Source organism: Bacillus sp. LQ01, from assembly GCF_057624735.1.
Map to the genome: position 1 here is coordinate 1,039,767 of NZ_JBYEZL010000002.1, position 17,033 is coordinate 1,056,799.

13 protein-coding genes and 1 pseudogene are annotated in these 17,033 nt (G+C 36.1%); 13 read left to right on the forward strand and 1 reads right to left on the reverse strand.

Annotation, left to right across the window (positions count from 1 at the left end):
• The first annotated feature begins 25 nt into the window (after positions 1-25).
• The 13 genes and pseudogenes from AC22L0_RS17845 to mutL all read left to right on the forward strand — a co-directional run bounded on the left by AC22L0_RS17845 (position 26) and on the right by mutL (position 16,403).
• The gene (locus AC22L0_RS17845) at positions 26-649 is read left to right on the forward strand and encodes a PDDEXK family nuclease (protein ID WP_087967633.1); all 624 of its coding nucleotides are present in this window, start codon (positions 26-28) and stop codon (positions 647-649) included.
• 268 nt (positions 650-917) lie between these two features.
• Positions 918-1,340, forward strand: a pseudogene (locus tag AC22L0_RS17850) (recombinase RecA family protein); the annotation flags it as partial.
• Positions 1,341-1,821: 481 nt separating this feature from the next.
• Entirely contained in the window at positions 1,822-3,384 is a 1,563-nt protein-coding gene (gene rny, locus AC22L0_RS17855; protein ID WP_000204911.1) for a ribonuclease Y, read from the forward strand.
• 162 nt (positions 3,385-3,546) lie between these two features.
• Entirely contained in the window at positions 3,547-4,341 is a 795-nt protein-coding gene (locus AC22L0_RS17860; protein WP_001221095.1) for a TIGR00282 family metallophosphoesterase, read from the forward strand.
• Positions 4,342-4,490: 149 nt separating this feature from the next.
• Positions 4,491-4,751 (forward strand): stage V sporulation protein SpoVS, encoded by a 261-nt coding sequence (spoVS, locus tag AC22L0_RS17865; RefSeq protein ID WP_000404341.1) that lies wholly within the window; start codon positions 4,491-4,493, stop codon positions 4,749-4,751.
• A gap of 58 nt (positions 4,752-4,809) precedes the next feature.
• A complete protein-coding gene (locus AC22L0_RS17870) occupies positions 4,810-5,733 on the forward strand; it encodes a dipeptidase (RefSeq protein ID WP_087967635.1) in 924 nt (307 codons plus the stop codon).
• Between the two features lie 189 nt (positions 5,734-5,922).
• A complete protein-coding gene (locus AC22L0_RS17875) occupies positions 5,923-7,680 on the forward strand; it encodes a 2-oxoacid:acceptor oxidoreductase subunit alpha (protein ID WP_000625417.1) in 1,758 nt (585 codons plus the stop codon).
• Complete coding sequence (locus AC22L0_RS17880) at positions 7,667-8,533, forward strand: 2-oxoacid:ferredoxin oxidoreductase subunit beta (RefSeq protein WP_000190155.1); 867 nt, start codon at positions 7,667-7,669, stop codon at positions 8,531-8,533. The genes AC22L0_RS17875 and AC22L0_RS17880 overlap by 14 nt, the downstream gene beginning before the upstream one ends.
• Before the next feature lie 430 nt (positions 8,534-8,963).
• Complete coding sequence (gene miaB / locus AC22L0_RS17885) at positions 8,964-10,493, forward strand: tRNA (N6-isopentenyl adenosine(37)-C2)-methylthiotransferase MiaB (RefSeq protein ID WP_001005389.1); 1,530 nt, start codon at positions 8,964-8,966, stop codon at positions 10,491-10,493.
• 3 nt (positions 10,494-10,496) lie between these two features.
• Positions 10,497-10,928, forward strand: coding sequence for a YlbF/YmcA family competence regulator (locus tag AC22L0_RS17890; RefSeq protein ID WP_000870461.1), 432 nt, complete (start codon positions 10,497-10,499; stop codon positions 10,926-10,928).
• Between the two features lie 127 nt (positions 10,929-11,055).
• Positions 11,056-11,598, forward strand: a complete 543-nt coding sequence (gene cotE, locus AC22L0_RS17895; protein ID WP_001288799.1) for an outer spore coat protein CotE — start codon at positions 11,056-11,058, stop codon at positions 11,596-11,598.
• Positions 11,599-11,778: 180 nt separating this feature from the next.
• Positions 11,779-14,451: a DNA mismatch repair protein MutS gene (mutS, locus tag AC22L0_RS17900; RefSeq protein WP_087967637.1), complete on the forward strand. Its 2,673-nt coding sequence runs from the start codon at positions 11,779-11,781 to the stop codon at positions 14,449-14,451.
• Between the two features lie 8 nt (positions 14,452-14,459).
• Positions 14,460-16,403, forward strand: a complete 1,944-nt coding sequence (gene mutL / locus AC22L0_RS17905; RefSeq protein WP_087967639.1) for a DNA mismatch repair endonuclease MutL — start codon at positions 14,460-14,462, stop codon at positions 16,401-16,403.
• 262 nt (positions 16,404-16,665) lie between these two features.
• Here the strand turns inward: mutL and AC22L0_RS17910 are convergent, their stop codons facing one another.
• Positions 16,666-16,851: a hypothetical protein gene (locus AC22L0_RS17910; protein ID WP_000461138.1), complete on the reverse strand. Its 186-nt coding sequence runs from the start codon at positions 16,849-16,851 to the stop codon at positions 16,666-16,668.
• Positions 16,852-17,033 lie beyond the last annotated feature (182 nt).

The window sequence follows — 17,033 nt, forward strand, 5'->3', positions numbered from 1 at the left end:
GGATTTCTTATAGGGAGAGATTAAAGTGGCAGTGACAATTGGAAATAGAACTTATCGAAACATAGAACAATGGCAAGTGGATTTTATTGTGAAACATGCGGATAGAAAATTGAAAGATATAGGTAAAGAAATTAATCTTGATGAAAGGCGAGTAGGTGAAATATTAAAGTTACTCGGAATTAAAAGAACCAGACATAGAAAGATTTACTTGCCTAAAACCGCAGAAGTTGAACAAGAATTGAAAAATCCATATTTATCACATGTTGAAATTGCTATTAAGTATGGCGTATCCGATACATGTGTTGCTAAGAGGAGAAAAGAGCTTAATGTAAAGGTCAGAAAGAAAAATTATGATACTTTACTGGAACAACAGGTTGAACAGATGTTGTTAAGTTTAGATCTGGCGTTCATTAAGCAAAAAAGAATCGATAAGTGGTCTATTGATTTCTACTTAGGTAGAAAATATTGTTTAGATGTCCATGGGAAATGGGCACACTCACTCAAAAAGATAAAAGAACGAGATAAAAGAAAACTTTTATTTATGGAAGAGAGCTGCTATAAATATCTTGTTATACATGAAGAAGAGTTAGCAAATAAAGAAAAAGTCTTACAAAAGATTAAGGAGTTTACCATGGGTTTCCCTTGCTAGTGATAGCATGTTAAAAAACCTTGTGAACCTTATTGCCTAAGGGTGTAACTATCCATATAGTTGCTAACGGTGAAGCCCACCATTATTTAGGGTAATACCGTGCCAAGCTCCATAGTGATATGGGGAAGGTGTAGAGACTACCGAAAAGGACTTTTAGTTAACTGAGTAGGGTACGGCAGATGATAGGCTACTGCTGGAAGTGCAAGGCTCTCTGTAAAGAGATGAAGAGATAGTCCAGACTATAGAGATGGAAAATCTATAGATAGTGCCAGAAACAACTCCAGGTGGTCGTGCGTTGAAATTCTATTCAACTGTCCGTCTTGAAGTGCGTCGTGCGGAGCAATTAAAGCAAGGTAACGACATCGTTGGTAATAAAACAAAAGTAAAAGTAGTGAAAAATAAAGTAGCACCACCATTCCGTGTTGCGGAAGTTGATATTATGTACGGAGAAGGTATTTCAAGAGAAGGTGAAATCTTGGATATGGCTTCTGAGCTTGATATCGTTCAAAAGAGCGGTGCTTGGTATTCTTATAATGAAGAACGCCTAGGACAAGGTCGTGAAAATTCGAAGCAGTTCTTAAAAGAAAATACAGATTTAAGAGAAGAAATTGCCTTCTTTATTCGTGAGCATCACGGAATTAGTGAAGATTCTGGTGCTGAGGGCGCAGAAGATTCAACTCTTCTTGATTAAAAAAATAAAAGACACGGCCTCGTGTCTTTTATTTTTTTATCTACTATTAAGGAGCATAATACTATAGATAAAAATATTTTTTTACTTCAAATGGGTTGTGTAAAGAAGGATATTTAAATATTTTAAGGAAAAGAAATGGGAATTACTAAGGTTTTCCAGTATAGTAGGCTCCTTACTTTTTAAATTTAGGTCACATTCAAGGCTGAAGGTAAAGAAAGTAAAAGTAGACAACGCTTGACAATGAAAATTACGATAGATACAATGAGAATGTATATTTTTTCTTATATACAATATACTCTTCTCAAGAAGAGAAGTAATATTCGGAGTAAGGTTTAAATCTTACCGAAATAATAATATGACATTTTAATTGTGAAATGAAGAAAGTCCCTTAAAAAAGCGGGACGACGGTCTTTGCTGTATGTTGTAATTCAATGTACATGCCGACAGTCTTTTTTCATTCATAGCAAGGGGAGGTGAAATCATGACGAGTACAGTTTGGATACTCATCTCCATTTTGCTTGCAACAGTCGGTGCAGTTGTTGGCTTTTTTGTTCGAAAGTCTATTGCTGAAGCGAAGATTAATGGTGCAGCTAATGAAGCGAGACGTATTTTAGACGAAGCGAATCGTGATGCTGAAGCACTTAAGAAAGAAGCGCTTTTAGAAGCAAAGGATGAAATTCATACACTTCGTACAGAAGCTGAATTAGAAATTCGTGACCGTAGAAGCGAATTACAAAAACAAGAAAATCGTTTAATGCAAAAAGAAGAGAACCTTGATCGTAAAGACGAAACGCTCGATAAACGCGAGCAACAGTTAGAGAAGAAAGAGGAATCTCTTGTAGCGAGACAACAACAGATTGAAGAGTTGGAAAGCAAAGTGGGAGAGTTAGTTCAAAAGCAACAAACAGAATTAGAGCGCATTTCCAATCTGACACGCGAACAAGCGAAAGCAATTATTCTTGGTAAAGTAGAAAGTGAAGTTTCTCATGAAATCGCTGTTATGGTAAAAGAAAGTGAAGTTCGCGCGAAAGAAGAAGCGGATAAGAAAGCAAAAGAGATTTTATCTCTTGCAATGCAAAGATGTGCAGCTGATCATGTTGCTGAAACAACCGTTTCGGTTGTAAATCTTCCAAATGACGAAATGAAGGGACGTATTATCGGGCGTGAAGGTCGTAATATTCGTACGTTAGAAACGTTAACGGGTATTGACTTAATTATCGATGATACACCAGAGGCGGTAATCCTTTCTGGATTCGACCCAATTCGTCGTGAAACAGCTCGTATCGCTCTTGATAAACTAGTACAGGACGGACGTATTCACCCAGCGCGTATTGAAGAGATGGTCGAAAAATCAAGACGTGAAGTGGACGAGTATATTCGCGAAGTCGGAGAGCAAACAACGTTTGAAGTAGGTGTTCACGGATTACATCCAGATTTAATTAAAATTTTAGGTCGTTTAAAATACCGTACAAGTTATGGTCAAAACGTCTTAAAACACTCTATGGAAGTTGCATATTTAACTGGACTTATGGCGGCAGAGCTTGGCGAGGATGAAAAACTAGCAAGACGTGCAGGTCTATTACATGATATCGGAAAAGCGATTGACCATGAAGTAGAAGGAAGCCACGTTGAAATTGGTGTTGAACTTGCAACGAAATATAAAGAGCATCCTGTAGTTATAAACAGTATTGCATCTCACCATGGTGACACAGAACCAACTTCTATCATTGCAGTTTTAGTTGCAGCAGCAGATGCTTTATCAGCTGCAAGACCGGGAGCTCGTAGTGAAACACTTGAAAACTATATTCGTCGTCTTGAAAAGTTAGAAGAGATTTCAGAGTCTTATGAAGGCGTTGAAAAATCATTTGCAATTCAAGCAGGACGTGAAGTTCGTATTTTGGTAAAACCAGATACAATCGATGACTTAGAAGCTCATCGTTTAGCTCGTGATATCCGAAAACGTATTGAAAATGAACTGGATTACCCAGGACATATTAAAGTAACTGTTATTCGTGAAACACGTGCAGTGGAATACGCAAAATAAAGTGGTGAAACACCACTTTATTTTTTTGTGTTGGAATTGGATAAAATAAAGACAGTTAGCTATATAGCATAAAAGTGAAACAAACTTATAATAAAGATATTATAAGGAATTTACTTGATGCTATAGCAATAAAAAATGCAGTACATAGAAAGGGTAAGACATATGAGAATATTATTTGTTGGGGATGTAGTAGGATCTCCTGGTAGAGGTATGATTCAACAATACGTACCGGCATTAAAGAAAAAATATACACCTACAGTAACAATCATTAATGGAGAAAATGCAGCAGGTGGCCGTGGGATTACAGAAAAAATATATCGAAACTTTTTAGAGTGTGGGGCGCAGGCAGTTACACTTGGAAACCACGCTTGGGATAATCGTGAAGTATTTGAATTCATCGATGATGCAAAATATCTTGCAAGACCAGCTAACTTCCCAGAAGGAACTCCAGGAAAAGGACTTATCTTTGTGAACTGTAATGGAACAGAAGTTGCAGTTATTAATTTACAAGGACGTACTTTCCTTCCTCCAATTGATTGTCCATTCCGTAAAGTGGATGAATTAATTAATATTGCGAAAAAACGTACGAATATTATATTTGTTGATTTCCATGCGGAGACTACAAGTGAAAAACAAGCGCTAGGTTGGTATGTAGATGGACGTGCTACAGCAGTAGTAGGTACGCATACGCATGTCCCTACAGCGGATAACCGTATTTTACCAAGCGGAACGGCATACATTACAGATGTTGGGATGACAGGGCCGTATGACGGAATATTAGGTATGGACAGAGAAGCAGTATTGAAGAAGTTTTTAACAAACTTACCAGTACGATTTGAAGTAACAAATGGTAGAACGCAATTAAGCGCAGTGTTAATTGATGTGGATCCAAATACAGGAAAAGCAAAGAAAATTGAACGTATTTTAATTAATGACGATCAACCGTTTTTTGAGTAAATTTCCGTTAAATTTTAGATAAGTTATTATATTTTAATTTTTTAGAAAAATTACGAAAATTTAGCAGGAATACGCGCCATTCCTCGTGAATATAAGTTAAAGTGAAATAATTGCTAATACTTTTTAAAGAAACGAGGAGGAAACGCGGAATGGAAATATTAAAAGTTAAAGCAACGTCGGTCCCTAATTCTGTAGCTGGTGCACTTGCAGGTGTTATTCGCGAACGCGGAACAGCAGAAATTCAAGCTATTGGTGCAGGTGCATTGAACCAAGCTGTAAAGGCAGTAGCAATCGCAAGAGGATTTGTAGCGCCTAGTGGTTTGGACCTGATTTGTATCCCAGCGTTTACAGATATTATGATTGATGGCGAAGAGCGTACAGCAATAAAATTAATTGTAGAACCTCGTTAAGTTTAAACAACCTGTTTGCAGTATGCAAACAGGTTGTTTTTATAATGGAGGAATGAAAATGAAAATTTTTGATGCTCATTGTGACGTGCTTCTTCAGTTATGGAGTGCACAAGGGAAAAGGAATTTTAAAGATGATTCACAATTACATATTACATTTGAACAGTTAAAGAGAAGAAAAGGAAGTATACAATGTTTTGCTATATATGTACCAGAAACAGTGGCATATGAAAACCGATTTGAAGTAGCATTACAAATGGTAGATATTTTTTATAATGAAATTTTATCCCTACCAGGTGTGAAGTTTATTCAGACAAAAGATGATATTAACATATTAAAACAGGACGAGATTGGAGCGATATTAACAATAGAAGGATGCGAAACAATTGGAAAAGATGCAATGAAATTACGGTTGTTGTATCGCCTAGGAGTACGTTCTTTTGGACTAACATGGAATTATGCCAATCTCTTAGCTGATGGTGCGCTAGAGACACGTGGGGCGGGTTTAACGACTTTTGGTAAACATGTTGTACAAGAACTGAATACGTTACATGTATGGACTGATGTGTCTCATTTGAATGAAAGAAGTTTTTGGGATGTTATAGAGATTGCAAAAAATCCTATTGCTTCCCACTCAAATTGTATGAAACTTTGCGAGCACCCACGTAATTTGAATGATGAACAACTTAAAGCTCTTATAAAGAAAAGTGGCATGATCGGTGTCACTTTTGTACCGCAATTTCTAACAAGCGAAAGGCAAGCAAATATAATAGATATAATAAAACATATCGAATATATTTGTTCGCTAGGTGGAGAAAACAATATAGGGTTTGGTTCAGATTTTGATGGGATTGTAGATACAGTTGTAAATGTATCAGCTTATCGAGATTATGAAAATGTAATGAATGAGCTTTGTAAACACTATGCTGCATCAACTGTAGAACGATTTTTATATAATAATTTTGTTGAACATATAAGTTTTTAAGTTTTTGATTTTATTGCTTTTTTTAAGACCTAATACTAGAATGAAAAACAAAATAGCTTTATACTAAAGATTCAGGGAAATCAGAAGAGGCATAATTTGCGTCCGTTGTAGTTTATTTGCATAAAAAATGCTAAACTATTACTGTAAAAAAATACACTACAATGAATGCAGCCAAAAGGGGTGTAGGAGATGATTAGTCAACTTTCATGGAAAGTTGGAGGCCAACAAGGTGAAGGAATTGAAAGTACAGGAGAAATCTTCTGTATTGCATTAAACCGATTAGGATATTACCTATACGGTTACCGCCACTTCTCATCACGTATAAAAGGCGGCCATACAAATAATAAAATTCGTGTAAGTACAACAGAAGTACGAGCGATCTCAGATGATTTAGATATTTTAATTGCTTTTGACCAAGAAACAATTGATTTTAATTTCCACGAACTACGTCCAGGTGGAATTGTAGTTGCAGATGCGAAATTTAATCCAACAATACCTGACAATACAGATGTAAATCTATATGTGATACCGTTTACAGATATTGCTTCAGAATTAGGCACATCATTAATGAAAAACATGGTTGCTGTAGGAGCATCAAGTGCAGTATTAGGATTAGATGAAACAGCTTATTTAGATGTTGTTGAAGAAATCTTTGGTCGTAAAGGAGAGCAAGTCGTTCAAAAGAATATGGACGCAATTAAACGCGGCTCTCAATATATGAAAGAATTACTAGGTGAGAAAGTAAACATGATGCAGCTTGAAAAAGCTGATGGTAAAAAACGCATGTTTATGATTGGAAACGATGCAATCGCATTTGGTGCGGTAGCTGGTGGTGCTCGTTTTATGTCAGCATACCCAATCACACCTGCATCAGAAATTATGGAATACTTAATTAAAAAATTACCGAAAGTCGGCGGAACAGTAATCCAAACTGAGGATGAAATCGCAGCTTGTACAATGGCAATCGGTGCAAACTATGCTGGTGTTCGTACATTAACGGCATCTGCTGGTCCTGGTCTTTCATTAATGATGGAAGCAATCGGTTTAGCAGGTATTACAGAAACCCCATTAGTAATTGTTGATACACAACGTGGCGGCCCAAGTACAGGATTACCAACGAAACAAGAACAGTCTGACTTAATGGCGATGATTTACGGTACGCATGGTGAAATTCCAAAAATCGTAATGGCGCCAAGTACAGTTGAAGAAGCTTTCTATGACATTGTAGAAGCATTTAACTTATCTGAAGAATATCAAGTTCCTGTTATTTTCTTAACAGATTTACAGCTTTCGTTAGGAAAACAAACAGTAGAACCACTTAAATTAGATAAAGTGGAAATTCGTCGTGGTAAGCTTGATTTAGAAGCAGAATTACCAGAACGTGAAAATAAAGCATACTTCAAGCGTTATGAAGTAACAGAAGACGGCGTTTCACCACGTGTTTTACCTGGTATGAAAAATGGTGTTCACCATGTTACAGGTGTAGAACATGATGAAACTGGAAAACCATCGGAATCAGCAATAAACCGTAAAGATCAAATGGACAAACGTTTCCGTAAAATGGAGAACTTGAAGTTTAATACCCCTGTTTATAAAAATGTTAAGCATGAAGAAGCAGACGTATTGCTTGTTGGATTTAACTCAACTCGTGGTGCGATCGAAGAGGCAATGACGCGTTTAGAACAAGAGGGTATGAAAGTAAACCATGCTCATGTGCGTTTAATTCACCCGTTCCCAACAGCTGAAATCGATCCACTTGTGAAAAAGGCGAAGCGTGTTGTAGTAGTAGAAAACAATGCAACAGGTCAGCTTGCTAACATTATGAAAATGAATCTTGGTAATGGTGAGAAAATTTCTAGTCTTTTAAAATATGATGGAAACCCATTCTTGCCGAAAGAGATTTACAACGAATGCAAAAAAGGGGTTGTATTAAATGGCAACATTTAAGGACTTTCGTAACAGTGTAAAGCCAAACTGGTGCCCAGGTTGCGGAGACTTCTCAGTGCAAGCTGCAATTCAACGTGCGGCAGCTAACGTTGGCCTAAATCCAGATGAACTTGCTGTTATTTCTGGTATCGGCTGTTCAGGCCGTATTTCAGGTTATATTAATTCATATGGTGTGCATAGTATTCATGGTCGTGCCCTTCCGATTGCACAAGGTGTGAAAATGGCAAATCGTGATTTAACAGTTATCGCTTCAGGTGGTGACGGTGATGGATTTGCGATTGGTATGGGACATACAATCCATTCTATTCGTCGTAATATCGACATTACGTACATCGTAATGGATAACCAAATTTATGGATTAACAAAAGGGCAAACTTCACCACGTAGTGAAGCTGGATTTAAAACGAAAAGCACACCACAAGGTTCAATTGAACCATCACTAAATGTAATGGAAATGGCCTTAACAGCTGGTGCGACATTTGTGGCGCAAAGCTTTTCGAGTGATTTAAAAGAATTAACACAAATTATTGAAGCTGGTATTAACCATAAAGGATTTTCATTAATTAACGTATTTAGCCCATGTGTTACTTACAATAAAGTAAATACTTACGATTGGTTTAAAGAGAACTTAACGAAACTAAGCACAGTAGAGGGATATGATCCATCTAATCGCATGATGGCTATGCAAACTTTAATGGAAAATAACGGTTTAGTAACAGGGTTAATTTATCAAAATACTAAGCAACCATCATATCAAGAACTTGTTAAAGGCTATAGTGAAGAGCCTTTAGTGAAATCTGATTTAAATATGGATCAGAAAATGTTTGATGAGCTTGTTGCTGAATTTATGTAATGTAAGAAAAAAAGGTTGCCGATTTGGCAACCTTTTTTTATGTACAAAAATATAGGGTAGTCTTATTTACTTAGAAAATTCAGAATGATAAAATAATATATAAATCGTTGTATGAAAATGGCAAGTTCATTGCTTATGAAATGTAAGGTAATAAAAGGCCTTTGTATTGTTAAAATTGGCGAAACACGTCATACTATGGTAATGTTTATAGGGATAAAGCAATATGCTTTTGGGTAGGACAACAAGAAATGATAAAAAGGGAATGTCTATTTGCGTGGGGAAGACTTCATTCTTATGAATGATTAGATTGATTACTCAAGTTTCAAAGGACAAGTTATCTCTCAAGCTATCTAACCATTTTTGAGGTGAGTCTAAGCGCATTAAAATGGACTATAGAGTGTGTATAGTTAAGGGTGAAAGGAGATTACCGATGAACGAGCAACAACGATTAGCAAGTCAACAAGCAAATTCCTCTACGAAAAAAGAAGAGAAAGATTATAGTAAATACTTTGAAAGTGTATATCAACCACCTTCCTTAAAGGATGCGAAAAAGCGTGGAAAAGAAGAAGTTAAAATTGAACGGGATTTTGGCTTACCTGAAGAGTTTCGCAATTTTGGTACAGGAAGAAAGTTCTATATTCGTACATATGGTTGTCAAATGAATGAGCATGATACGGAAGTAATGGCAGGTATTTTCACAGCACTTGGATATGAACCAACTTTTTCAACTGAGGATGCAGATGTAGTTTTATTAAACACTTGTGCAATTCGTGAAAATGCTGAAAATAAGGTGTTTGGTGAGCTAGGCCATTTAAAGTCACTCAAACGAAGAAATCCAGACCTTTTAATTGGTGTATGTGGTTGTATGTCTCAAGAGGAATCTGTTGTAAATAAAATTATGCAAAAAAATCAGCATGTAGATATGGTATTTGGAACGCATAATATTCATAGATTACCGTACATTCTAAAAGATGCGATGTTCTCGAAAGAGACGGTAGTTGAAGTTTGGTCAAAAGAAGGTGACGTAATTGAAAACCTTCCGAAAGTACGTCGTGGTGATATTAAAGCGTGGGTAAATATTATGTATGGCTGTGATAAATTCTGTACGTATTGTATTGTACCGTATACACGCGGAAAAGAGCGAAGTAGACGTCCAGAAGATATTATCCAAGAGATTCGTCATTTAGCTGCAAATGGTTATAAAGAAATTACTTTACTTGGACAAAACGTAAATGCATATGGTAAAGACTTTGAAGATATAGAATACGGTCTTGGCGATTTAATGGACGAACTTCGTAAAGTTGATATTGCCCGTATTCGTTTTACAACGAGCCATCCACGTGATTTCGATGATCACTTAATTGAAGTGCTTGGAAAAGGTGGCAACCTAGTAGAACATATCCATTTACCAGTTCAATCTGGAAGTACAGATATGCTGAAAATTATGGCACGTAAATATTCGCGTGAGCATTATTTAGAACTTGTAAGAAAAATTAAAGAAGCAATTCCAGATGTAGTATTAACAACAGATATTATCGTTGGTTTTCCAAATGAAACAGATGAGCAATTTGAAGAAACGATGTCGTTATATCGTGAAGTAGGGTTTGATACTGCCTTTACATTCATTTATTCTCCTCGCGAAGGTACACCAGCTGCAAAAATGAAAGATAATGTACCGATGCAAGTAAAGAAAGAACGTCTTCAGCGCTTAAATACACTAGTAAATACGTTGGCAATTGAAAAGAATAGTCGTTACAAAGGTCAAATTGTAGAAGTGTTAGTTGATGGGGAAAGTAAAAATAATCCGGAAGTACTTGCAGGTTATACTCGTACGAATAAACTTGTAAACTTCGTCGCTTCAAAATCTTTAATTGGTCAGCTTGTGAAAGTGAAAATAACGGAAGCAAAAACTTGGTCTCTTAACGGGGAATTAGTTGAAGAGCCGATTGAGGTGAAATAATAGATGAAAGTATATTCGAAAGATGACATTGTTGAACAAGCGAAAGAATTAGCAAAAATGATTTCTGAAACAGAAGAAGTTGATTTTTTTAAGAAAGCAGAGGCGCAAATTCATAAAAATGAAAATGTAAAGCGCGCAATCGATGAAATTAAAGCACTGCAAAAACAAGCAGTAAACTTGCAACATTACGGGAAATGGGAAGCTTTAAAAAAGGTAGAAGCTGAAATTGATGCATTGCAAGATAAGTTAGACAGTATTCCAGTCGTACAACAATTTAAATCTTCACAAACATACGTAAATGACTTATTACAGTTAGTTGCTAGTACAATTTCTAACAATGTAACAGATGAAATATTAATTTCAACTGGTGGCGATGTACTAAAGGGTGAAACTGGCGCAGCGGTAGAAAGTAAAAAAGGAAATTGTGGTTGTTAAAGAGATGTCATATTGACATCTCTTTTTTTTGTGTGGATTAAACGTAAGTTCTTCTCAAAAAAAGAATGACACATTCCGCTATTGTCACGCATATGATTAAGTGAATAGTGATTGAGGAGGGTTACGAATGTCCGAATTTAGAGAGATTATTACAAAAGCAGTGGTTGGAAAAGGACGTAAGTATACAAAGTCAACGCATACATGTGAATCGAATAATGAGCCAACAAGTATTTTAGGGTGCTGGGTAATTAACCACTCGTACGAAGCAAGAAAGAATGGAAAACATGTGGAAATTGAAGGTTTCTATGATGTGAACACTTGGTATTCATTTGATGGAAATACAAAGACTGAAGTTGTAACAGAACGTGTGAACTACACGGACGAAGTAAGTATTGGTTATCGTGATAAAAACTTTTCTGGTGACGATTTAGAAATTATTGCTCGTGTTATTCAGCCGCCAAATTGTTTAGAAGCACTTGTATCACCAAATGGTAATAAAATTGTTGTAACTGTAGAACGTGAATTTGTAACAGAAGTAGTTGGAGAAACGAAAATTTGTGTAAGTGTAAATCCTGAAGGCTGCGTAGAATCAGATGATGATTTCCAAATTGCTGATGATGAATTTGAAGAATTAGATCCGAACTTTATAGTTGATGCAGAAGAAGAGTAATAGAAAGCTAGGGAGAAGTTCTTCCTAGCTTTTTACTTTACATAAGTGGGGCTGAATGAACATGATTCTTTATGAAATATGTTATAATGAAGAAAGACTCCTGAAATAGGAGATAAGAGTGTCCGTGAAATGCGACATATATGAAAATAGATTATCATGTAAGAATTATGGAGGAAAAGTATGACTCAATATACGCCTATGATACAGCAATATTTAAAGGTTAAGGCAGATTATCAAGATGCCTTTTTATTTTTTCGCTTAGGCGATTTTTATGAAATGTTCTTTGAGGATGCTGTAAAAGCAGCTCATGAACTTGAAATTACATTAACGAGCCGAGATGGCGGTAGTAGTGAACGTATACCAATGTGCGGTGTACCGTATCATGCGGCTAAAAACTATATTGAACAACTTGTTGAAAAAGGATATAAAGTAGCTGTTTGTGAGCAAGTAGAAGATCCGAAAACAGCTAAAGGTGTAGTACGTCGTGAAGTAGTACAATTAATTACGCCAGGAACGATGATGGAAGGGCGTACAATTGATGAGAAAGAAAATAACTTCTTAGCCGCATTAACACATTTTGAAGATGGATCATATGCATTAGCTTGTAACGACTTAACGACTGGACAAAATACAGTAACGTTATTGACTGGTTCAGTAGAAGATATTTTATTAGAAGTGTATGCAACTGGTTCGAAAGAAATTGTTGTTGATTCTTCATTTTCTAAAGATGAACTAAACAAGTTAACTGAAACATTGAAAATGACGATTTCGTATGAAGATGCAACGGCAATTCCGGAAGGATTAGAACATCTTGTGAAAAATGTTTCACAAGCAAAATTAATTAAAGTAGTTGGACGTTTATTTAACTATGTAATAAGAACGCAAAAACGTTCTTTAGATCATTTGCAACCAGTAGAAATTTATTATACGAATCAATTTATGAAAATTGATGTACATTCAAAGCGAAATTTAGAACTGACAGAAACACTTCGAACGAAAGAAAAAACAGGATCACTATTATGGTTATTGGACAAGACGAAAACAGCTATGGGTGGTCGTATGTTAAAACAGTGGATGGAACGTCCACTTATACAAAAAGAAAGAATTGAAGAGCGTTTAGAAATGGTTGAAACGTTTGTAAATGATTACTTCTTACGTGAAGATTTAAAGGAAAAGTTAAAAGAAGTATATGATTTAGAACGCTTAGCAGGAAAAGTTGCATTTGGTAACGTAAATGCAAGAGACTTATTACAATTAAGACGTTCATTGCTTCAAGTACCAGCTATTTTAGAAGCAATTAGTTTGTTAGATAACGCTTATGCATCGAGATTAATTCAAGGTGCAGATCCATGTGAAAGCTTAACAGAATTACTAGGAAGAAGTATTCAAGAAAACCCACCGCTTTCGATTAAAGATGGAGATATTATTAAAGATGGTTATAATGACAAGCTTGATCAATATCGTTACGTTAGTAAAAACGGGAAAACGTGGATTGCTGAGCTTGAAAAAAGAGAACGTGATATTACCGGAATTAAATCATTAAAAATCGGATACAACCGTATTTTCGGTTACTACATTGAAGTAACGAAAGCGAATCTTGCAGCACTTCCAGAAGGTCGCTATGAGCGTAAACAGACGCTTGCTAATGCTGAACGTTTCATTACAGATGAACTGAAAGAAAAAGAAACGTTAATCTTAGAAGCTGAAGAAAAAATTGTACAGCTAGAATACGATTTATTTACAGCACTTCGTGAAGAAGTAAAAGTATTTATTCCGAAATTACAACATTTAGCGAAAGTAATTAGTGAATTAGACGTACTGCAAAGTTTTGCGACAGTTAGTGAAGAAGAACAGTTTGTAAAACCTGTACTGACAACGAAGCGCGAAATCTTTATTAAAGATGGTCGTCATCCTGTTGTTGAAAAAGTATTGAACGGGAAATTGTATGTACCGAATGATTGTATTATGCCAGAGAATATGGATGTCTTTTTAATTACAGGGCCGAACATGTCTGGTAAAAGTACGTATATGAGACAATTAGCACTTGTAACGGTTATGTCGCAAATCGGTTGTTTCGTACCAGCAACAGAAGCAGTATTACCTGTATTTGACCAAATCTTTACGAGAATTGGTGCAGCGGATGATTTAATTTCAGGTCAAAGTACATTTATGGTCGAAATGTTAGAAGCGAAAAATGCAATTGCAAACGCATCAGAAAGAAGTTTAATTTTATTCGATGAAATTGGACGCGGTACATCTACGTATGATGGTATGGCACTTGCACAAGCGATTATTGAACATATTCATGACCAAATTGGTGCAAAAACGTTATTCTCTACGCATTATCACGAATTGACGGTGTTAGAAGAGAGTTTAAATCAACTGAAAAATGTACACGTTTCAGCAATTGAAGAGAATGGAAAAGTAGTATTCCTTCATAAAATTCAAGATGGAGCAGCTGATAAAAGTTACGGAATTCACGTTGCGCAACTTGCGGAGCTTCCAGATAGCTTAATCGCTCGTGCGAAAGAAGTGTTAGCACAGCTAGAAGGGCAGGAAGAAATTATTATTCCAAAGCGAGTAGAAGTGAAAGTAAAAGAAGCTGCTCCAGAACCTGTAGTTGTAAAAGAAGAAATAGCAGAAATACAGGAAACGAAAGTAGAGACTGAAGAAGAATCGCAACTATCTTTCTTTGGAGGAGAACAGTCTTCGAAGAAACAAGAAAAGCCTCTGCTAGATCAAAAAGAAACGGCAGTACTGGCGCAAATTAAAAAAATCGATTTACTTGATATGACACCTTTAGAAGCGATGAACGAATTGTATCGCTTACAGAAAAAGTTAAAGAAAGGATGAGTAAGTAGATGGGGAAAATTCGCAAACTCGATGACCAACTCTCTAACTTAATTGCGGCAGGGGAAGTAGTAGAGCGCCCTGCTTCAGTCGTAAAAGAACTTGTGGAAAATTCTATCGATGCGAATAGTACATCTATTGAAATCCACTTAGAAGAAGCTGGGTTATCGAAAATTCGTATCATTGATAATGGTGATGGTATTGCAGAAGAAGACTGTATCGTCGCTTTTGAACGCCATGCAACGAGTAAAATTAAAGATGAAAACGATCTGTTCCGCATAAGAACACTCGGTTTCCGCGGTGAGGCATTGCCAAGTATTGCCTCAGTTAGTGAATTAGAATTAATTACTAGCACAGGTGATGCACCTGGTACACACCTTATTATTAAAGGTGGAGACATTATAAAGCAAAAGAAGACTGCGAGCCGAAAAGGAACAGATATTACAGTAAAAAACTTATTCTTTAATACACCAGCGCGTCTTAAATATATGAAAACCATTCATACAGAGCTCGGAAATATTACAGATATCGTGTATCGTATTGCAATGTCACATCCAGAGGTATCGTTAAAACTATTTCATAATGAAAAGAAATTGCTTCATACGTCAGGTAACGGTGATGTAAGACAAGTACTTGCATCGATTTACAGTATTCAAGTTGCGAAGAAGCTTGTTCCAATTGAAGCAGAATCTTTAGACTTTACAATTAAAGGCTATGTAACATTACCAGAAGTAACGAGAGCATCTCGTAATTATATGTCAACGATTGTAAATGGTCGTTACGTTCGAAACTTTGTATTAATGAAAGCAATTCAGCAAGGATACCATACATTACTGCCAGTTGGCCGGTATCCAATTGGTTTCTTATCGATTGAAATGGATCCAATGCTAGTTGACGTTAACGTACATCCAGCGAAGTTAGAAGTTCGTTTTAGTAAAGAACAAGAATTGCTAAAGCTGATCGAAGAAACATTGCAAGCTGCATTTAAAAAAATACAGCTTATTCCAGATGCAGGTGTAACAACGAAGAAAAAAGAAAAAGACGAAAGTGTGCAAGAACAGTTCCAGTTTGAGCATGCGAAGCCGAAAGAACCATCTATGCCGGACATCGTTTTACCGACTGGCATGGATGAAAAGCAAGAAGAACCGCTGACTGTGAAACAGCCAGCGCAGCTTTGGCAACCACCGAAGCAAGAATGGCAACCACCACAGTCGCTCGTGAGAGAAGAACAAAGTTGGCTACCATCCACTAAACCGATAATCGAAGAACCAATTCAAGAAGAGAAATCGTGGGACAGTAATGAAGAGGACTTTGAACTAGAGGAATTAGAAGAAGAAGTTCGGGAAATAAAAGAGATTGAGATGAACGGGAATGATTTACCACCGCTTTATCCAATTGGACAAATGCATGGAACATATATTTTCGCTCAAAATGATAAAGGCTTATATATGATTGACCAGCATGCCGCGCAGGAACGTATTAATTATGAATACTTCCGTGATAAAGTAGGAAGAGTAGCGCAAGAAGTACAAGAGTTACTTGTACCGTACCGTATTGATTTATCTCTTACTGAATTTTTACGTGTCGAAGAGCAGTTAGAAGAACTAAAAAAAGTCGGGCTATTTTTAGAACAATTCGGCCATCAATCCTTTATCGTCCGCTCGCATCCAACATGGTTCCCGAAAGGGCAAGAAACAGAAATCATCGATGAAATGATGGAGCAAGTTGTTAAACTAAAAAAAGTTGATATTAAAAAGTTACGTGAAGAAGCAGCCATCATGATGAGCTGTAAAGCATCCATTAAAGCGAATCAATACTTAACGAACGATCAAATATTTGCTTTACTGGAAGAACTACGTACAACAACAAACCCGTACACATGCCCGCACGGAAGACCAATTCTTGTGCATCATTCTACTTATGAGTTGGAGAAGATGTTTAAGAGGGTTATGTAGAGTGAATAGATTACATTTCAAAAGGGAGCAACATTTACTGTTGCTCCCTTTTAATATGTAGATTTAATTGTTAAACGAGAATATGGTGGAGTAATTTTGTATTGTATTTCTTGGTTGCGTTAACTTAAATTTATCTATGTATAAAAAAGCGCTGTATACAGCACTTTTTAAAAGGTGCATGAATTGTATCATTACTAACTAAATAACTATCATGGCCAAATGTTGCTTCTTATTTAGCTAATTGTCATAAGGATCTATACAATTACTTATTTTTATTATTATTAATTTTTTCAGTGTATAGAACTTGCTCTTTATAGTGCTTCTTAATTGGGAAGTTATGTGTACCTGTGCCGTTCTTGAATTTTTTGTCAATGGGGTTCTTTAGAGGAACTGTTGTAGTTTCAGTAAATTCATATGGGTAATTTATTTTAGATTTATCTTCAAACATGAAAATGCCTCCTTTTAGGATCTCCTAAATTCTTTACTATAACATGATATGCATATAGATATTTTTTGGACTAGTTATTTATATAGGTTAATGGAATTTAATTACATAACTAATGAAACATTTTAAAGGAAAACAATTTGAGAAAGAAATGGTATGAATAGATGTTGGCTCCTATTGTTATT

Coding starts and splice junctions, on each gene's coding strand:
- rny (WP_000204911.1), top strand. CDS start 1,822: ATGACGAGTACAGTTTGGATACTCATCTCCATTTTGCTTGCAACAGTC.
- AC22L0_RS17860 (WP_001221095.1), top strand. CDS start 3,547: ATGAGAATATTATTTGTTGGGGATGTAGTAGGATCTCCTGGTAGAGGT.
- spoVS (WP_000404341.1), top strand. CDS start 4,491: ATGGAAATATTAAAAGTTAAAGCAACGTCGGTCCCTAATTCTGTAGCT.
- AC22L0_RS17870 (WP_087967635.1), top strand. CDS start 4,810: ATGAAAATTTTTGATGCTCATTGTGACGTGCTTCTTCAGTTATGGAGT.
- AC22L0_RS17875 (WP_000625417.1), top strand. CDS start 5,923: ATGATTAGTCAACTTTCATGGAAAGTTGGAGGCCAACAAGGTGAAGGA.
- AC22L0_RS17880 (WP_000190155.1), top strand. CDS start 7,667: ATGGCAACATTTAAGGACTTTCGTAACAGTGTAAAGCCAAACTGGTGC.
- miaB (WP_001005389.1), top strand. CDS start 8,964: ATGAACGAGCAACAACGATTAGCAAGTCAACAAGCAAATTCCTCTACG.
- AC22L0_RS17890 (WP_000870461.1), top strand. CDS start 10,497: ATGAAAGTATATTCGAAAGATGACATTGTTGAACAAGCGAAAGAATTA.
- cotE (WP_001288799.1), top strand. CDS start 11,056: ATGTCCGAATTTAGAGAGATTATTACAAAAGCAGTGGTTGGAAAAGGA.
- mutS (WP_087967637.1), top strand. CDS start 11,779: ATGACTCAATATACGCCTATGATACAGCAATATTTAAAGGTTAAGGCA.
- mutL (WP_087967639.1), top strand. CDS start 14,460: ATGGGGAAAATTCGCAAACTCGATGACCAACTCTCTAACTTAATTGCG.
- AC22L0_RS17910 (WP_000461138.1), bottom strand. CDS start 16,851: ATGTTTGAAGATAAATCTAAAATAAATTACCCATATGAATTTACTGAA.